Raw genomic sequence first — 17,907 nt, forward strand, 5'->3', positions numbered from 1 at the left:
ATCGCGCCAATGGGCAGGCGTGACATTACGGGCAAGAATGGGTAAAGCGGCGCTTCTGTCGGGTTTGTTACTAAAATGTCGTCAGCGACGTTTCACTCACCGGTATGCCTCGAGGAACGCGATCTCGTCCTCATCGAGCCGGCGGGAGCGGGTGTTCTCCAGGTCGTACGCGACGATCACCGAGGAAGCGCGAACGTAGACGTGCTCGTCGTCCCGGATCTCGTACGCCAGCGTGAACGAGGCGGCGCGCAGCTCGGTCACCCAGGTCTCCACGCGGACCGGCTCCGGCCGGAACAGCAGCGGGCGCTTGTAGTCGATCTCGTGCCGGGCGACGACCAGCCCCTTGAGCGGCGCCGTCCCCTGGCGCAGGGGATCGAGCCGGAACATCGACACGCGCGCGTCCTCGAGGTAGGTGAGGTAGCGGCAGTTGTTCACGTGCCCGAGCACGTCGATGTCGCCGAACCGCACCTGGAACTCGTGGATGTGGCGGCGCACCTCGTCTCGCCGGTCGGTGTCGAGGGCAGGCTGAACCATGCGTCATCCATCTCGCGAGGCCGTACAGGTCGCCCCAAGTCTCCCCGCCCCGCCTCGGCCGGCGTACGGCGGGGTGGACATGATCAGGCGGTGGGGGTGTACGGCGGGGCCACACCCCAGCCCCAGCGGGGGACGGGAGCCTGCTGCGGGGGGCGGGCGCCCGGCTGGGAGTTGGCGAAGGCGAGGCGGGTTCCCCACTCGATGTAGCTCGCGAACGCGGCGCGGAACTCCGGATCGGCGGGCAGACCGACCTCGTCGGCAGCGTCCATGAGGAGGGCGACCCAGCGGCGGCGCTGGGGTTCGCTGATGGCCTTGCCGATATGGCGGGCGAGCATGTGGTGATAGCCGCCTCGCTCGTCGGTGTAGCGGGACGGGCCGCCGAAGACCTCGGCCAGCCACATCGCGACGTACTCGGGGTGGCCCGGATCCATGTGAGCGAAGAGGGGACCGATCAGGTCGTCCTTGAGGACCTGGACGTAGAACGACTCGGTGAGCCGCTCGAACGCCTCGGCGCCACCCGCCCAGTCGTACAGGCTGGGCGTCGAGGAGCCGGTGCCGCACACGGCGGTGCGCTCGTAGTGCCGCATCTCCTCGATCTGCTGAACGTACGGTTTGATCTCCGCGAAGAACGCCCCGAAGTGCTCTCCGCCGCGGAAACCCTGCGCGTGGTCCTCGACGGAGGTCCACGTAATACGCAGGACGTACCATTCGGGCTCTTCGACACAGCGAGACAGCTCGTAGTCCACACACTGTGGCGCGGCCGCCAAGGGCACCGCGGCACGTGCGTAGGCGGCTTCGAACTCCTCGGCGTCCTGCCGGCCGATCCGGTAACGGATGTACTCGACAGTCATGCGGCCCTCGCCTCTGAAGCAACTGTAATTTTGTAATCATAGCCAGAGGCCGAACCTGAACGCCATCGGCGGCACGGCCGGCGGATGGCGGTGCCATCCGCGACCGTGCCGCCGATGTGTCGAGCGCCGGTGGTCAGCGGGTGAGCTTGCGGTGGGTGACGCGGTGCGGGCGGGCCGCGTCGGCGCCCAGGCGCTCGATCTTGTTCTTCTCGTAGTCCGCGAAGTTGCCCTCGAACCAGAACCAGCTCGAACCCTCTTCCCACGCCAGGATGTGCGTGGCGATGCGGTCGAGGAACCACCGGTCGTGCGAGGTGATCACGGCGCAGCCGGGGAACTCCAGCAGGGCGTTCTCCAGCGAGCTCAGCGTCTCGACGTCGAGGTCGTTGGTGGGCTCGTCGAGCAGGAGGACGTTGCCGCCCTGCTTGAGGGTGAGCGCCAGATTGAGCCGGTTGCGCTCACCGCCGGACAGCACGCCCGCGGGCTTCTGCTGGTCCGGGCCCTTGAAGCCGAAGGCCGCGACGTACGCGCGGCTGGGCATCTCCACCTGGCCGACCTTGATGTGGTCGAGCCCGTCGGAGACGACCTGCCAGACGTTCTTGTCCGGGGCGATGCCGCCACGGCTCTGGTCGACGTAGGAGATCTTGACCGTGTCGCCGACCTTGAGGCTGCCCTCGTCCGGCTTCTCGTCCGCGGTGACGCCCTCCGGGGCGCCCGCGCCGGCCGCGTTCACGATCATGCGGAACAGCGTGGTCTTACCGACGCCGTTCGGGCCGATGACGCCGACGATGCCGTTCGGCGGCAGGTTGAAGGTGAGATCCTCCATCAGGAGACGGTCGTCGAAGCCCTTGGTGAGGTGCTCGGCGACGATCACCGTGGTGCCCAGGCGCGGGCCCGGCGGGATCTGGATCTCCTCGAAGTCGAGCTTGCGGGTCTTGGCCGCCTCGGCCGCCATCTCCTCGTAGCGCTGGAGCCGGGCCTTGCTCTTGGTCTGGCGGGCCTTCGGGTTGGAGCGGACCCACTCGAGCTCCTGCTCCAGACGCTTCTTCTTCTTGGCGTCCTTCTGCCCCTCGACCTTCAGGCGCTCGGCCTTCTTCTCCAGGTAGGTGGAGTAGTTGCCCTCGTACCCGACGAGACGGCCGCGGTCGACCTCACAGATCCAGCCGGCGACGTTGTCGAGGAAGTACCGGTCGTGGGTGACGGCGAGGACGGTGCCCTCGTACTTCTCCAGGAACTGCTCCAGCCACTGCACACTCTCGGCGTCGAGGTGGTTGGTGGGCTCGTCGAGGAGCAGGAGGTCGGGTGCCTCGAGGAGGAGCTTGCACAGGGCCACCCGCCGGCGCTCGCCGCCGGAGAGCTTCGTGACGTCCGCGTCCGGAGGCGGGCAGCGGAGGGCGTCCATCGCCTGCTCGAGCTGACTGTCGAGGTCCCAGGCGTTGCGGTGGTCGAGCTGCTCCTGGAGCTTGCCCATCTCCTCGAGCAGCTCGTCGGAGTAGTCGGTCGCCATCTTCTCGGCGATCTCGTTGAACCGGTCGAGCATCGCCTTGGTCTCGGCGACTCCCTCCTCGACGTTGCCGAGAACGGTCTTCTCTTCGTTGAGCGGGGGTTCTTGCTGGAGGAGACCGACGGTGAACCCGGGCATCAGCCGGGCCTCGCCGTTGGAGGGCTGCTCGATACCGGCCATCAGCCGGAGCAGCGTGGACTTGCCGGCGCCGTTGGGTCCGACGACACCGATCTTTGCTCCGGGCAGGAAGCTGAGGGTGACATCGTCGAGAATGACCTTGTCACCGTGCGCTTTGCGCGCACGCTGCATCGTGTAGATGTACTCCGGCATGTACCCAAGCCTATGGCCTCCGAGGCGGTGGCCTTACCGGCCTGAGCGGATGTCGCGGGGTCGTTTTCCGCCGTTTCCGCCGTCTGGGTCCTCTCGCCTTGCGACGCTCCGGCGTTCTCGGCTCGGCGGCGCCGCTGAGCCGGGGATTCGTCTTTCCAGGTGACCCGCGGCGCTGCAGCGGAGCGGGATTTGGAAGTTCGGGCGGCTCGGCGTGATCATCTTTTGCCTGTGCGGGGAACCGGAGAGAAACCCCGCCACGCCTTATCCGACGAAGCCCGGTCACGCTCACGCGAGGCCCAGAGGTCACGTGAGACGTCCGTTCTCGCTTACATGTGGGCTCATATTTCAGGCGCGAACTTTGCCAGGTCCCCACGAGCGCCACGCCTCAACGTGTGCTGGAGCTGGCCGCGGCCAAGGCATTGACGGCGTCGAGCTGATCGCCGGCAAGGCCCTGCACCGCCGGATGAGAGCCCGGCCACTTCGGGCGTGAGGAGTCCGGTTACTCCTCGCGCGTCGGCGACCTTCTCTGGCCCAGGGATCGTCGTCAGCCCGCCACGACCACCGATCAATGTCGTACGGCGCGGCGTCGCTCCTGCCCCGCGGTCATCGACCACTGCGTCCGAGCAGCGTCCGCAGAGGGGATCCGCGCGCAGTCGCGGACGCCTGATGGATGCGTTTCGCCCCTCTCCGCTGCCCTCTCCTCGCCGTCCGCGTCACCCTTCCCGTGCAGAAGCCGGACCCTTCGCGTGCGAGTCCGGCGTTGTCGTGCGGGGGGTCAGGCCTTCTGGGTCGCGGGGAGGCAGATGCGGTCGCGGCCGGACTTCTTGGCTCGGTAGAGGGCGAGGTCGGCGGAGGCCAGGAGTTCGAGGAGATCCTGGCCGTGCGTACGGAAGAGGGCGACGCCGACCGAGACCGTGACGGTGACCGACTCGTCGTCGGCCGGTACGGAGAGCCGGCGTACGCGGTTGCGGAGGCGTTCGGCCACGCGGCAGCCTTCGAGGATGTCGGCGCCCGGCAGGAGGACGACGAACTCCTCGCCGCCGAACCGGCCGACGACGTCGTACTCGCGCAGTTGGCTGACGAGCGTGCCGGCGACGCCGATCAGCACCTGGTCGCCGGCCAGGTGCCCGTGAACGTCGTTGACCCGTTTGAAGTGGTCGATGTCGATCAGCAGGAGGGCGAGGGACTCGCCCGTACGGTTGGCGCGAGCGATCTCGGTGTCGGCCTCGCGCTGCCAGGCCGCGGCGTTGAGCAGGCCGGTCTTGGCGTCCGTACGGGCGGCGGCCTGGAGCTGCTGGTGCATGAGGCTGCGCTGAAGCAGCATCACCGGCGGCAGCGCGACGAGAATCAGCGCGGGGCTGAGCGCGCAGGCGATCGTGACGAGAACGCCGAGGCAGAGCTCGACGACGTCGAGGACCAGGTGCTCGCGGTTGCGCAGGTGCTCGTGCCAGCGGCAGCCCGGCGCGGAGCTGTGCGCGGCGACCGCCACGATCGCCGTGTTGATCACCGTGAACAGGACGGCACAGGCGACCATCACCGGGATGACCGAGTCGAGATCGGCGAGCCATCGGGTGCCGGCCTGGAGCGGATCCGGTACGACGAGGTGGAAGGTCACCGAGGCCGCGGCGCCCGCGAGGCCGTGAGCAGCGGCGACGATGGCGCGCCGATGCAGCAGGGTGCGGCGTACGCGCAGTTGCAGCAGCGCCTGCATCGGGATGGGGATCAGCAGCGCGTACACCGGTGGCAGGAGCAGCGCCACGGGAAGCCACCAGGCGGAGAGCAGGTCACGCGCGATGCCCGCGGGCATGCCGAGCCGCCGTGAGGCCTCGATGCAGAGCGCACCGGCCCCCATCAGAGCCGCGAACGTGAGCAGCGCCGCCGGCCGCCACTCCGTACGCGCGGCGAGCATGCCGATCAGTACGAAATGCAGCCCCACCACCACGACGACGTACGCGATGGTCGGCGCGGGCTGGGCCAACAGTGGCCAGCGTGGAGGCTTTCTGGTCACGTCGCCCCGGCCCTCGGCGGCCGACTGATGCAGTGCCGTCATCATTCCCCCAACGGATCGGGCCAAAGCCGCACGTCGGGACTGCCCCCTGGCTGAGGACGGGCCCGCGCTCACCTCATCATCGAATCACATTCAGTAATAGGATAGTTGCAATGTGTGCGGAGTGGGCGGGAAAAGCTGTAGCTTCTTAGAGCGCCCGTCGGATGAAGGGCGTACGCTCAGGCCCGCAGGCGCTCATCGCCCCCCTGAGTGCCCCGTCACCCCGTCCGGCCCGACGCCGGGTGGGACGCAGCATTTCCGGAAAGGGAATCAGGATGCGCGGAGTCTCCTGGATCTGACGTGGACAGGGCCACCGCCCTGCCGCCTGCCCGACCCCGCTGGCCAACGTCCATCTGGGCCGAGCCATCACGCCTCGCACGCCAGCACTGCCCACGACGCATCGCGGGCGACCACCGCATGGCCGCCAGCGCCACGCCGACAACCACCGCACGCTCACAGAATCACCCGACGGCCGGCCCGCCGGCTGCGACAACAATCCCGACGGCACATGGCCGGCGCAACCGCAGCCGCGTCGTTTCACTTGCGGTGATCGTGAGATCGCAAATCCAGACAAACGTTTACGATCCGCAGGTTTACTGCCACCTGGGAACCGGTGGTGCCGTGCCCACGAGCGGTCCGGAGCTACTGACCACCCGGGACGGAGGGAACTCGCGGACCGGTGCGGTGGCAAGTCACGCCACCACCGTCGTGCGGGTGGCGCTGGGCCGCGGCGCGTCGCCTGCGGGCGATCGCTGTCTGCCAGAGTCGGTCCGACACCGATCCGATGTTCCCTACCCTGGTCCGCCGCCGCGCAGCGACCGTCCACCGGAGTCGGTCCGACACCGATCCGATGTTCCCTACCCTGGTCCGCCGCCGCGCAGCGGCCTTGCGGGGTGAAGCACCGTCAGGCGCGTCGCCCGCACGGGCCGCTGCGCGGCGCCCCCTCCTGCGGTCGGATGATGCGTCCCGCGGCCAACCTCCTCTCCGGCTGCCTCTCCATGCCGTCTCTCTGTCTCCGTCAAGAGCTAGTGGTGTCCTCCCACGCAGACCTCGCAGGGGGAAGCGCGAGAACGCTTCCAGGTGGTTCGGGCTCTTGGCTGCCTCTCTGGCTGCATCTCCAGTTGGCATCGATGGCTGCTCTCTTTCACCGGGCTGTCCGGCCGCCCCTCTCCGGCCGCCCTCTCTGCCCGATTCCGGCTGGCTCCCTGGTTGCCCTCCTTCGCTCTCCGGCTGTCGCTTCGGGTCCGTGGGCTTTGGCGTCTTCCGAAATCGGCTCTCGACGGGCGCGACGCGGTTGAGGGCGGGCTCCGGGGACGAGTACGGCTAAGGGCATCCCTGCCGCGACCTCGGGGCTCATCCAGGACAGGTTGCACGTCGGTCGGCGGCTCACCGACAGCAGCGTTCAGTCCTGTGGTGAGGCTCGGCGGAGCATCTGGCTCTCCCCCGGGGCCTCGCCTCTCAGATCCAGGAGACGGCTCGCGGGAATTGCATCGTCTCCCTCCTCCGACACCTTGAAAGGGTGAATGGGGGTCTCCCGCCGGCCACGGGATGCCCGGGCGGCTCTCGGCCGCACCGGTCGGCCGGGGTGGATGTTCCCGGCCCTCTCGGCTTCCTGGGCGTGTTTCGGCTCGTCTCGTTGGTGTGCGACTCGACTGACATGAGCGATGGTTCTCCATTCGGGGATCGGCACGTCGGGCTTGGCGGGAGCGCCACGGCCTCAGCCATGTTGGGACCGGCACGACCTCATCCACGGCGGCATCGGCATGGTTCAGCGACACCGGTCCGACGGGCAACCACGGCCAGGGTCGATGACCTGCGCGGCCAGGACCGGTGGGCTCGCCGCAGACAGGATCGAGGCGCCCGCCGCAGGTTGAGGCCGGCCAGCCTGCCACAGGTCGGGAGCGGTCCGCCTGCCACGGGTCGGAACCGGCGGGCCCGCCGCGGCCAGGACCGAGGTGCCTGCCGCAGCCGGGACCGGTCGGTCTGGCGTGGTCGGGGCCGGTGCGGTTGCCGTGGTCGGAGTCGGTGCTGGTAGACGGATGGTCGGTCAGGCGGCGGCGCGGAACGGGGGCGTGTCGCCGTCCTCGTCCGTGTCGTCGATGTTTTCGGACTTGTCGGTGATCTGGGTGGTGAGTTCTTCGGCGTCCTCATCCAGGTCGGCTTCGAGCCAGCGGTCGGCCATGTCGTCCGCTTCGCGGCGGTCTTCTGGGAAGGCGGAGCGCTGGGCGCGTTGGAAGCGGGCCACTCCCCGGCTGAGGTCATGGCCGACGGTGGTGGCTTCGATCTGGGCGGAGAAGCGCTTTTGCCCATCCTTGACGTACTCGCGGATGCGGAGCTTGCCCGTGACGATGATCGGGTCTCCGCGTTGGAGCTCACAGGACTGCAGGTTGTCGGCGAGCGTGCGCCAACAGGTCACGGTCAGGAACATCGGGTCGTCGTCGCGCCACTGGCCGATCTCCCGGTCGTAGCGGCGTGGGGTGCTGCCGATCCGCAGCGACATCAGCGACGTGCCGCTCGCGAGAACTTCGAAGATGGGGTCTTGGGCGACGAAGCCGATCACGGTGACGACTGCCTCGTTCACGAAGGGGTCCTCCGGTCTGTCAGTGGCGGTCCGGTGCCGCCGATGTGACAACCACGGTGACGGACATCGAGTGGGCACCACCAGACCCCTGCGCAGCCTGTGGATAACTCATCGTGAGCGAACGATGGCGCATGGCTCGCCCGGCGCTCAGCCTGTACTGACCGTCGTCCCGGACGACCGGTCCCGGCCCAAGCGGAGACGGGATGGTACGGCTGCGCAGCTCAGGCGAACGTAATGAATGCGAACGCGCCCCGCGCTCACCCGATGCCGACCGGCGTCCCGGCATGGCGCGGCCGACCGCAAGGAGCGTCCGGACCGGAGTGAGACGGTCCGGCAGCTCAGTGGACGAGTGGGCTGATGGCGGTGGAGAGTTCTTCGCGGAAGGTCTTGTACACCGCCAGCTCGCGTTCGACCGGTTCGAGGACCAGGGTGCGGGCGGACTCGTTGATGCCCGAACGCATTCGTTCTTCCAGGCGTTCGCTGTGGCGGACCGAGGACAGGGCGATCATGTTGCGGGCGGCCGAGGACGTGAAGGCGCCCAGGCCCAACGCACAGACGATCAGCAGGCAGACGTACGGAATCAGGCCCGTGTCGCCCAGGACGGTCCACGGTGCGTGGCCCAGCTTCAGCGCACCGTAGGCCACGATGGTGCCGAGCCAGACCAGGCCCAAAACCGAGGCGGCGATGAGGACCCACTGCCAGGCGCGGACGATCCACCACCACGCCGGGATCTGGTTGAAGGTCGGCACGACGTCGCGGAGCGCGTTGCCGAGGGACTCCGGAAGCTGTTCCGCCTTCGACCGGCCCGCCTCGCGGACCGAACGCTGCCACGACGGCGGCAGGTCCTCCACGACCCCCTCCGTCACCTCCTGCAGGGCGTTGTCCACGTGCGCCTGCTGGGCGTTCACCGGTGTCGTGAAGGCCGCGCGCAGCTCCTGGCGCAGTTCGCCCAGCCGCATGCGGCGCAGCGGGTCGGAGTGCATGCGGGCGGCCAGGCGGCCGACCGGCCAGCCGACGTAGTCGTGGGCGCGCAGGGAGTAGGCGCTCTCCATCGACTCCGCCACGGCCGGAACCCCGGCGGCGTCCGCGAGGGCCTCGACGAGAGCCGCGGCGCGGCGGTCGTCGACCTTCTCGGCAGGCTCGGCGGGGCCGTACTGGCCCTCGAAGCGCTTGACCAGGCGGTCGATGTCGGCGACGAGACGGTCGAGCCGGGCCTGGCGGGCGGCGACCGCGTCGGCGAGCACCTCGCGGAAGCCGTCGACGCCCGTGCCGGCCTTGGCGGAGGTGGTCAGGATGGTCGGGCCGCCCATGCCCTCGGCCTCCAGCAGGCGCCGGAGGTCCTTGACGCACTCGGTGACCTCTTCGGGCTCCAGGCGGTCGATCTGGTTGAGGATGATCAGGGTCACGCCGGTGTGGCCGGAGAGCTGCTCGAAGTAGCGCCGGTGGACGGCGAAGTCGGCGTACTTCTGCGGGTCGAGGACCCAGACGATGAGGTCGGCGACGCTGACGTACTTGTCCACCTCGGCCAGGTGCGCCGCGCGGATCGAGTCGTGGTCGGGCAGGTCGAGCAGCACCAGGCCCTGCAGGGAGCCCACCTGGCCCTCGCCGTCGAGGGCGCTGGCGCGGGCGTAGCGGTGACGCGACTCGATCTCCAGCCAGTCGAGCAGCGGGCCGGCGCCGCCGAGGCCCCAGACGCAGGCGTGGGCGGAGCTGGTCATCGGACGGCGCAGGCCGGTGGGTGACAGCTCCAGGCCGCACACCGCGTTGAACAGCGATGACTTGCCGCTGCCGGTGCCGCCGGCCAGGGCGACCACCGTGTGCTCACCGGACAGCCGCAGGCGCTCGCCGGCGCGGGTGAGCAGCGCCGCCGCGTCGTCCATGAGCGACTGGTCGATCCGGCCCTCGCCGAGGGCGACGAGCCGGTCGAGGACGTCCAGGCGGGTGGACAGGCCGGACGGCGCGGGCCGCGGTGGAGTCTGGATCTCCTCAAGCGAGGAGACCGGCGGTGTCGTCGCCGTCATCGGTCGCGCTCCTCGTCGTGTCGGGAAAGTACCCGGGAGTGGCTCACCGGGCGACCTCAAGGTTGTATGTGGCCTGGTAGAGCTGGACCGGTGTGGTCTCGTCCGGCACGCCCGCGCCGTCGAGGGCCTGCCCGAACCGGATGGCCTCCTCGTCGTAGAGCATCCCGATCCGGCCACGCAGGTCGGCCCTGGCCTTGGCGCTCATGCTACGCAAGGATTCGGCCCCGAACAGCGCCTTGAGCAATCGCTGCGGCACGGCGCTGGTGCCCGTCTCGACGGGCGCGTCGCTCGTGCCGAACCCGAGGAGCCCGACCATCAGCACCAGCGACAGCGCCTCGTCGTCGTAGGAGACGAACTTGGCGACGGACCGCTTGGTGACGCCCTCGGTGCGGATCAGGTCGATGATGTGCTCCTGCCAGGAGCTGACGGCGCGGGTGGCGCGGCGGGCCAGCTCCGCGGAGGCGCGGCCGAGCTCGTCGGCGCGTCCTTCGAGCAGCTTGGCGCCGGCCGGGCGGTCCCGCCACCGGGCCACGACGTCCTCCGCCGCGCGTTCGGCGGCGGCGATGACGAGGGACTCCAGGCCGCTGCGCAGTGCGACCTTCAGCGCGCGTACGCGGGCCGGGGCGCGACGGCGGCGTCCGCCCCGGTGGCCCGCCTGGCCGCCCCGCGACTGCAGGGCGCGCTCGAGATCACCGGTGCCGGCGAAGTCCTGCCAGCGTGCCAGCACCTCGCCGCGCAGCAGGGAGCCGTTGCGCGTGGCCTCGTCGAGCTCGGCCAGGGCCTCGGCGTACGCGGCCTCGGCCTCGTCGCGCAGCACCGTGCGCAGGGCGACCTGCTCCTCGACCCGCTTGGCGAGCTCGGGGACGCGAGTGCGGAAGGTGTCCAGCACGCTACCCAGCGTAGACCTGATGACGTCGGCCCGGCCATCTTCGTCCTCGGTGATGCCGGTCAGCCACTCCTGCACCTCGTCGGACATCTCTTTGGGCAGCATGCCGCCGGAGACCTTGGTCTCGGGGATGGTGAACTGGGCCGCCGCCTCGAGGCCGTTGTCCTTGAGCATCTCGGCGAAGTGGGCCACGACCTCCTCGCCGCCCTCCTCGGGCACCCGCGACAGGACGATGCCGAGGGTGGCGCCGTGGTCGCGCGCCCGGTGCAGCAGCCGCCAGACCTGCGCGTCGGCGTACCGCGCGGCGGTCGTCACGCACATCCAGATGTCGGCGGCGGCCAGGAACTGGGCGGCGAACTCGTGGTGGTCCTCGAACACCGAGTCGACGTCGGGGCTGTCGAGCAGCGCGAGCCCGCGCGGCAGCACCTCACTCTTCATGATCACGAGCTGGTCGCCGACGACGGCGTCGGGCGCCGGTCCGGGCACCCGGCCGAACCCCGGCAGGACGTAGCGTTCGTCCAGCCACCAGTCGGCGTCGTCGGGGTGGCAGACCAGGATCGGGCTGCTCGTGGTCGGCCGTAGCACGCCCGTGGCGCTGACCCGGGCGCCGACGAGCGTGTTCACCAGCGTGGACTTGCCCGCGCCGGTGGAGCCGCTCAGCACCACGAGCAGCGGGGAGTCGGTGCGCCGCACTCTGGGCAGCACGTAGTCGTCGAGCTGGTTCAGCAGGTCCTGCTGTGTGGTCTCCGCCTCTTCGGTGCCCGGTGCGTCAAGGACGAACCGGACAGAGGCGATCTGGTCCCGCAGTTCGGCCAGGACCTCGTCGAGTGGGAGGGACGCCGCCCTGTGCTTGGCGGCGCCCTGATCAGCCGGGGGTGTCACGGAGCCGCCCCATATCCGCTCGCAGCAATTCGATCTCTTGAGCCACCTGAACGACCTCGCCGGCGACGACGATCGCCGGTGGCCGTACTCCGCTGGCCGTCATCTCGTCCGCAACAGTCGCGAGGCTCGCCATGAGCGTGCGCTGGCTCTGCAGCGTACCGTCTTGGATCACCGCGACAGGTGTGTCCGGCGACCGACCATAGCGCATGAGAGTGTCGGCGATCACACGCATCCGCTCGACGGCCATGAGGAGAATGAGCGTGCCGTGGGAGCGCCCGAGCGCCTCCCAGTCCACCGTCGAGGCCGGGTTTCCGGGGGCGACGTGCGCGGACACCACGTGGAACTCCTGCGCGACGCCCCGGTGAGTGACCGGGATGCCGACCGCGGAGGGTACGGCGATCGCACTCGTGATGCCGGGCACCACGGTGACCGGAATGCCCTCCCGTACGCAGTGGAGCACCTCTTCGGCGCCCCGCCCGAACACGAAGGGGTCGCCGCCCTTGAGGCGCACGACGAACCGGCCGGCGCGCGCGTGCTCGACCAGCGCGGCGTTGATGTGCTCCTGTGTGACCGACCGGCCGTACGGGATCTTGGCCGCGTCGACGATCTCCACGTCGCCGGGGAGTTCGTCGAGCAGTTCGCGCGGCGCGAGCCGGTCGGTGACGACCACGTCGGCCTGGGCGAGCAGCCGGCGGCCGCGCACCGTGATGAGGCCCGGGTCGCCGGGCCCGCCGCCCACGAGGGCGACGCCGACGGGCTTGCGGCGCGAGTGGCGGGCGGTGATGCCGCCGTCGCGCAGGCCGTCGAGGACCGCGTCGCGCACACCGGCGGCACGCCGCGGGTCACCGCCGGCCAGCACCGCCACCGAGGTCTCGCCGACGCGGCCGCTCGCCGGGGTCCAGGCCGCGGACGCCTGCGCGTCGTCGGCCCGCACGCACCAGATCCGCCGCGCCTCGGCCTCCGCGGCGACCGCGGCGTTGACCTCGCCGTCGTCGGTGCAGGCCTGCACGAGCCACGCGCCGTCACAGTCGCCCGTGCGGTACGGCCGGCGCTCCCAGGTCAGCTCCTCGCGCGCGACCAGGTCCTCCAGAGCCGGGGTGACCTCCGGCGAGACGAGGAGCACCTCGGCGCCGGCGGCCAGCAGCGCGGGCACGCGCCGCTGGGCGACGCGCCCGCCGCCCACGACGACGACGCGGCGTCCGTCGAGGCGCAGGCCGAGCAGGTAGGGGGGCAACTCTCGGGTCTCCTGAGTCGAGCTCGGGTCAGGCACGGCCACGGGCACCGGCCATCACGGGTTCTTCGCCACCATGTTCAGGCACCAAGGTACTCGTCCCTGGTCAAGCCTTGTCCGCCACACCGGCGGAGTCGAAGGTCGCGACTTCGTGCAGCACGCGTACGGCGCTCTGGACCAGCGGAAGCGCGAGCAGGGCCCCGGTGCCCTCGCCGAGCCGGAGTTCGAGATCGACGAGCGGACGCAGTTCGAGGTGCTGGAGCGCGGCCGCGTGACCCGGTTCGGCGGAGCGGTGGCCCGCGACGCAGGCGCCTCGTACGTCGGGGGCGAGGGCCGCGGCGGCCAGCGCGGCGGCGCCGGCGATCACGCCGTCGAGCACGACGGGCACCCGCGCGGCGGCACCGCCGAGGACGAAGCCGGCGATCGCCGCGTGCTCCAGGCCGCCCACCTCCGCGAGGACGGTGAGCGGGTCGCTGCGCTCGTCCAGGCCGGCGCGCTCCAGCGCGGCGCGCACGACCTCGATCTTGCGGGTGCGGGTGGCCTCGTCGACGCCCGTGCCGTAGCCGGTGACGTTCTCCGGCGCGCGGCCGGTGAAGGCGGCGATGAGGGCCGCGGAGGCGGTCGTGTTGGCGATGCCCATGTCGCCGGTCACCAGGCAGCGGTGGCCGTCGGCGACCAGGTCGCGGGCGAGCTCGATGCCGGTTCCGACCGCCGCGCGCACCTGTCCGTCCGTCATGGCGGGTTCGCGGGTCATGTCCGCCGTGCCGTGGGCGGCCTTGCGGACGATCAGTCCGTCGGCGGCGGGCAGGTCGGTACGGACGCCGACGTCGATGACGCGGACGTCGGCGCCGGTCTGGCGGGCGAAGGCGTTGACCACGGCCCCGCCGGCGAGGAAGTTGCCCACCATCTGGCCGGTGACCTCCTGCGGCCAGGGGGTGACGCCCTGGGCGTGGACGCCGTGGTCGGCGGCGAAGACCGCGACGGCGGCCGGCTCGGGCATGGGCGGCGGGCAGGCGCCGGCGAGCCCGGAGAGGCGCACCGAGAGCTCCTCCAGCACGCCGAGCGCGCCGCGCGGCTTGGTCAGCCGGTCCTGGTGCGCCCGTGCCGCGGTCATGGCCGCCTCGTCCAGCGGACGGATAGCGGCGATCGTCTCGGCGATGAGGTCCATGAGGTCTCCTTGACTGAGGGGTGAGGGTCGAGTCAGAGCCGGAGGACGTCGGCCAGTTCGGCCACGAAGGCCGTGACCGTCGACTCGTCGCGCACGGCGACGCGGAACCAGTCGGGGCCCAGGCCGGGGAACGTGTCGCCGCGCCGCACGGCGTAACCGCGCTCGCGCAGCGCCGCGCGCACCCCCGAGCCGCCGGGCGCCCGGACGCACAGGAAGGACGCGCGGGCGCCGGGGACGACGTGCAGGCCGAGGCCGGTCAGGGCCCGGGCGAACCGTTCGCGGTCCACGGTGAGCTCGCGGGCCCAGGCGTCGGCCTCGGCCACCGCCCGCGGGCTCACGCAGGCCTCGGCGGCCACCAGCGCGGGCGTGGACACCGACCAGAGAGGCTGCGCCGCGGCCAGGCGCGCGACGAGCTCGGGTTCGGCGAGCACGTACCCGGCGCGGAGCCCGGCCAGGCCCCAGGTCTTGGTCAGGCTCCGCACGACGACCAGGCCGGGCAGGCGGCGGCCCGCGAGGCTCTCGGTCTCGCCGGGGACGCAGTCCATGAACGCCTCGTCCACGACGAGCGTCCGGCCGGGGCGGGCGAGCGCGGCGAGCTCCTCCGCCGGGTGCAGCACCGACGTGGGGTTCGTGGGGTTGCCGACCATCACCAGGTCGGCGTCGCCGGGGACCGGGCCGAGCCGGAAGCCGCCGGTGAGGACGACGCGTGCCACGTCGTGGCCGACGGCGCGCAGGGCGCTCTCCGGCTCGGTGAACTGCGGGTGCACGACCACGGCGTGCCGGGGCCGCAGCACGCGGGCGAGCAGCACGAACGCCTCGGCGGCGCCGGCGGTGAGCAGGACCTCGTCCTCGTCCCGTCCGTGGCGGCGCGCGACCGCGCGCCGCGCGCGGGCGGGATCGGGGTAGGCGGCGAGGCCCGCGACGCTGTCGCGCAGCAGGCCGGCGAGCCACTCCGGCGGCGTGCCGTGCCGCACGTTCACCGCGAGGTCGACCAGCCCGGGGCCGACCTCGGCGTCGCCGTGGTGCCGCAGGTCGACGTCAGTGTGCATGGACGTGGGACGGGTCGTCGGGGTGGTGGTGCGGGCGCTGCGGCGCGCCGACGCGGTGTTCGAAGCCCGGCATCGGCAGCCGGTACACGCACGTGTCGCAGTTCATGCGGATGTCGCCGTGCAGCGCCTCGTCGTAGCGTTCGAGCACGAGGTCGGCCAGCCCCTCGCAGTCGCCGATCACCTCCGCGCAGCGCACCTCGGCGCCCGTGAACGCCCGCGCCTCCTCCGCCACCCGGTCCGGCAGCACGCCCGGGAACAGGAAGTACGGCAGGACGACCACGCGACGGGCGCCGAGCCGGCGGCAGCGTTCGAGGCCCTCCGGCACGCTGGGGCGGGCCAGGGAGACGAACGCGGTCTCCACCATGGCCAGGCCGCGGCCCTCCCACAGCAGCCGGGCCGCCTTGCAGACCTCCGCGTTGGCGTCCGGGTCGGTGGAGCCGCGGCCGACGAGGAGTACCGCGGTGTCGGCGCGCTCGGCCGGGTCAAGCACGGCGTCCAGGCGCTCCTCCAGCAGCCGCAGCAGCGTCGGGTGCGGGCCCAGCGGACGGCCGTAGGCGTACGTCAGGCCCGGCTGACGGGCGCGCTCGCGGGCCAGCGCGGCGGGCATGTCGCCCTTGGCGTGCCCGGCCGCCACGAGGACGAGGGGAACCGCCGCGACGTGCCGGTGCCCGGCCGCGTACAGCGAGGCGACCGCGTCGGTCAGCGGGGGCGGCGAGAGTTCGATGAACCCTCCGGCGACGTCCACGGGCAGCCGCCCGCGCAGGCGTTCGACGAAGCGGCCGAACTCGGCCACGCCCGCGTCGTCGCGCGTACCGTGGCCGACCACCAGCAAGGGAGTCACGAGCCCTCCTTCGTCGGGGAAGGTGACCACGGAGGCGCGCTTTCCGGTTCCCTCGCTTCGCTCGGTCACGCGTCCCCCTCGAAGTACAGCAGGGCGTTGAGCGCGGCGGCGGCGACGGCCGACCCGCCCTTCTCCGAGACGTTGCTGACGGCGGGCAGGCCGCTGTCGCGCAGCGCGGCCTTGGACTCGACCGCGCCGACGAACCCGACCGGCAGGCCGATCACGAGGGCCGGCGCGACGCCGTGCTCGATGATCTCCTCCAGGGCGGTCGGCGCGTTGCCGACGACCCAGACCGCGCCCGGTCCGGCCTCGGCGTAGGACAGCCGGATCGCCGCGGCCGAACGGGTGAGCCCCTCGACGCCGGCGGCGGCCGGGTCGGAGATCGAGCAGATGGCCGGCCGCGCGGTGATCCCGGCGGCGACCATGGCGACGTCGGTCACGATCGGCGCGCCGTCGCGCAGCGCGCGCAGGCCCTGGCGGAGGTGCTCCTCGTCGGTGACCAGGTCGGTGGCGTACTCCAGGTCGGCGCTGGCGTGGATGACGCGTTCGGTGACGGCCCGGGTGAGGGGTGGCAGCGCGCCGAGGTCGACGCGCGAGCGCAGGATCTCCAGGGACCGCGCCTCGATGGGGTGGACGGTTCTCATCGCTTGCGCGGCGTGGAGACCCTGGCCTTCGGGCCGGGGAGGAAACGCCGCCCCCTCCTCAGAATGTCGGTGGTGGTGGTTAGCGTCCTGGCATGCGATTTCGGCTCCAGCCCACGCCCGCCCAAGAGGCGGCGTTGCTGGAGCACTGCGCGCACGCCCGATATGTGTGGAACCTCGCCGTCGAGCAGCATCAGCATTGGCGGCCGGGCCGGGTGAGCGCGCCGGGCCATATGGCGCAGTCCCGCCAGTTGACCGAGGCGAGGAAAGCGTTCGCCTGGCTGGCGGCGGGCTCCCAGACGGTGCAGCAGCAGGCGTTGCGTGACTTCGCCCAGGCCATGACGAATTTCTTCGCCGGGACACATCGACGACCCACCTGGCGTAAAGCGGGCATGCACGAAGGTTTCCGGATCGTCGGGCAACGCGGCAACCACTGGGACGTGCGTCGCCTGTCCCGCAAGGTGGGTCAGGTGAGGGTCCCGAAGGTGGGCTGGGTGCGATTCCGCTGGTCCCGCGATGTTCCCGCCGAGGCCAAGTCGTTTCGGGTAAAGCGGGATCGGGCGGGACGCTGGCACGTCTGCTTCGCGATGATCCCCACACCGATCGACGGTCCCGGTACGGGTGAGGTCGTCGGTGCCGACCGTGGCGTGACCGTCTCGGCAGCGCTGTCCACCGGTGAGCTGTTGCCCGCGCCTGGCCTGCGCAATACCGAGGCCAGGCGTTCGTTGCGATTGCAGCGCCGGCTGGCGCGGGCCAAGCGGGGGTCGAACCGGCGCAAGCGGGTCAAGACCGCGATCGCCCGGTTGAAGGCGCGTGAAGCTGACCGGCGCAGGGACTGGGTCGAGAAGACCTCCACCGATCTGGCCCGCCGCTTCGACCTCATCCGTGTCGAAGACCTGAAGATCAAAAATATGGTCCGTTCCGCGCGCGGCACCCCCGCCGCGCCGGGGAAGAACGCGCGGGCCAAAGCCGGACTCAACCGGGCCATCCACGCAGCCGGGTGGGGTCGGCTGGCGGCCCGCCTGGAGCAGAAGGCTCCGGGCCGGGTGGAGAAGATCGATCCCGCGTACACGTCCCAGACCTGTCATACCTGTGGGCATTGCGCAGCGGACAACCGTGAGAGCCAAGCGGTCTTTCGCTGTCGCGTCTGCGGGCATGTCGATCACGCGGACGTGAACGCGGCGAAAAATATCGCGGCAGGGCGTGCCGTGACGTGCCTGCCCCGACCAACCGACCCCGACCGACCCCCCGTGCGGGGAGCCCTCCAGCCACTGGGCGGGGCCATGAACCGCGAACCTCAACCTGTTCTCTCTTCTGCGTAGGGGGATCGGGTTGGAATCCCCC

At 71.1% G+C, this 17,907-nt stretch carries 13 protein-coding genes; 1 reads left to right on the forward strand and 12 read right to left on the reverse strand.

Annotation, left to right across the window (positions count from 1 at the left end; all coding sequences use genetic code 11):
- Positions 1-96: 96 nt before the first annotated feature.
- The 12 genes from ACQEV1_RS40780 to ACQEV1_RS40835 form a co-directional block, all read right to left on the reverse strand.
- Positions 97-534: an acyl-CoA thioesterase gene (locus ACQEV1_RS40780; protein WP_285631080.1), complete on the reverse strand. Its 438-nt coding sequence runs from the start codon at positions 532-534 to the stop codon at positions 97-99.
- Between the two features lie 83 nt (positions 535-617).
- Positions 618-1,385, reverse strand: coding sequence for a group II truncated hemoglobin (locus ACQEV1_RS40785; protein WP_285631077.1), 768 nt, complete (start codon positions 1,383-1,385; stop codon positions 618-620).
- Positions 1,386-1,518: 133 nt separating this feature from the next.
- Positions 1,519-3,216, reverse strand: coding sequence for an energy-dependent translational throttle protein EttA (gene ettA, locus ACQEV1_RS40790; protein WP_433401841.1), 1,698 nt, complete (start codon positions 3,214-3,216; stop codon positions 1,519-1,521).
- A gap of 775 nt (positions 3,217-3,991) precedes the next feature.
- Complete coding sequence (locus tag ACQEV1_RS40795) at positions 3,992-5,266, reverse strand: GGDEF domain-containing protein (protein WP_433401843.1); 1,275 nt, start codon at positions 5,264-5,266, stop codon at positions 3,992-3,994.
- A gap of 2,044 nt (positions 5,267-7,310) precedes the next feature.
- Positions 7,311-7,823 carry a single-stranded DNA-binding protein gene (locus ACQEV1_RS40800; RefSeq protein ID WP_433401845.1) on the reverse strand — a complete coding sequence of 171 codons (513 nt, stop codon included), beginning with the start codon at positions 7,821-7,823 and terminating at the stop codon, positions 7,311-7,313.
- 359 nt (positions 7,824-8,182) lie between these two features.
- The gene (locus tag ACQEV1_RS40805) at positions 8,183-9,865 is read right to left on the reverse strand and encodes a GTPase family protein (RefSeq protein ID WP_433401847.1); all 1,683 of its coding nucleotides are present in this window, start codon (positions 9,863-9,865) and stop codon (positions 8,183-8,185) included.
- Between the two features lie 43 nt (positions 9,866-9,908).
- Positions 9,909-11,633, reverse strand: coding sequence for an AAA family ATPase (locus ACQEV1_RS40810; protein ID WP_285631065.1), 1,725 nt, complete (start codon positions 11,631-11,633; stop codon positions 9,909-9,911).
- The gene (cobA, locus tag ACQEV1_RS40815; RefSeq protein WP_285631062.1) at positions 11,617-12,867 is read right to left on the reverse strand and encodes a uroporphyrinogen-III C-methyltransferase; all 1,251 of its coding nucleotides are present in this window, start codon (positions 12,865-12,867) and stop codon (positions 11,617-11,619) included. The genes ACQEV1_RS40810 and cobA overlap by 17 nt, the downstream gene beginning before the upstream one ends.
- A 103-nt stretch (positions 12,868-12,970) precedes the next feature.
- Entirely contained in the window at positions 12,971-14,032 is a 1,062-nt protein-coding gene (gene cobT / locus ACQEV1_RS40820; RefSeq protein ID WP_433401850.1) for a nicotinate-nucleotide--dimethylbenzimidazole phosphoribosyltransferase, read from the reverse strand.
- Between the two features lie 32 nt (positions 14,033-14,064).
- Entirely contained in the window at positions 14,065-15,081 is a 1,017-nt protein-coding gene (cobC, locus tag ACQEV1_RS40825; protein WP_433401852.1) for an Rv2231c family pyridoxal phosphate-dependent protein CobC, read from the reverse strand.
- Positions 15,071-15,922, reverse strand: coding sequence for a sirohydrochlorin chelatase (locus tag ACQEV1_RS40830; protein WP_433401854.1), 852 nt, complete (start codon positions 15,920-15,922; stop codon positions 15,071-15,073). Before ACQEV1_RS40830 ends, cobC begins: the two co-directional genes overlap by 11 nt.
- A gap of 65 nt (positions 15,923-15,987) precedes the next feature.
- Positions 15,988-16,566 (reverse strand): precorrin-8X methylmutase, encoded by a 579-nt coding sequence (locus tag ACQEV1_RS40835; RefSeq protein ID WP_433401856.1) that lies wholly within the window; start codon positions 16,564-16,566, stop codon positions 15,988-15,990.
- A 92-nt stretch (positions 16,567-16,658) separates the two neighbouring features.
- Between ACQEV1_RS40835 and ACQEV1_RS40840 the strand changes: the two genes are divergently transcribed.
- Complete coding sequence (locus ACQEV1_RS40840; RefSeq protein WP_433401858.1) at positions 16,659-17,885, forward strand: RNA-guided endonuclease InsQ/TnpB family protein; 1,227 nt, start codon at positions 16,659-16,661, stop codon at positions 17,883-17,885.
- The last annotated feature ends 22 nt before the right edge of the window (positions 17,886-17,907 follow it).

This window comes from Actinoallomurus sp. CA-142502 (assembly GCF_050936355.1).
GTDB classification, from domain to species: Bacteria; Actinomycetota; Actinomycetes; order Streptosporangiales; family Streptosporangiaceae; genus Actinoallomurus; species Actinoallomurus iriomotensis.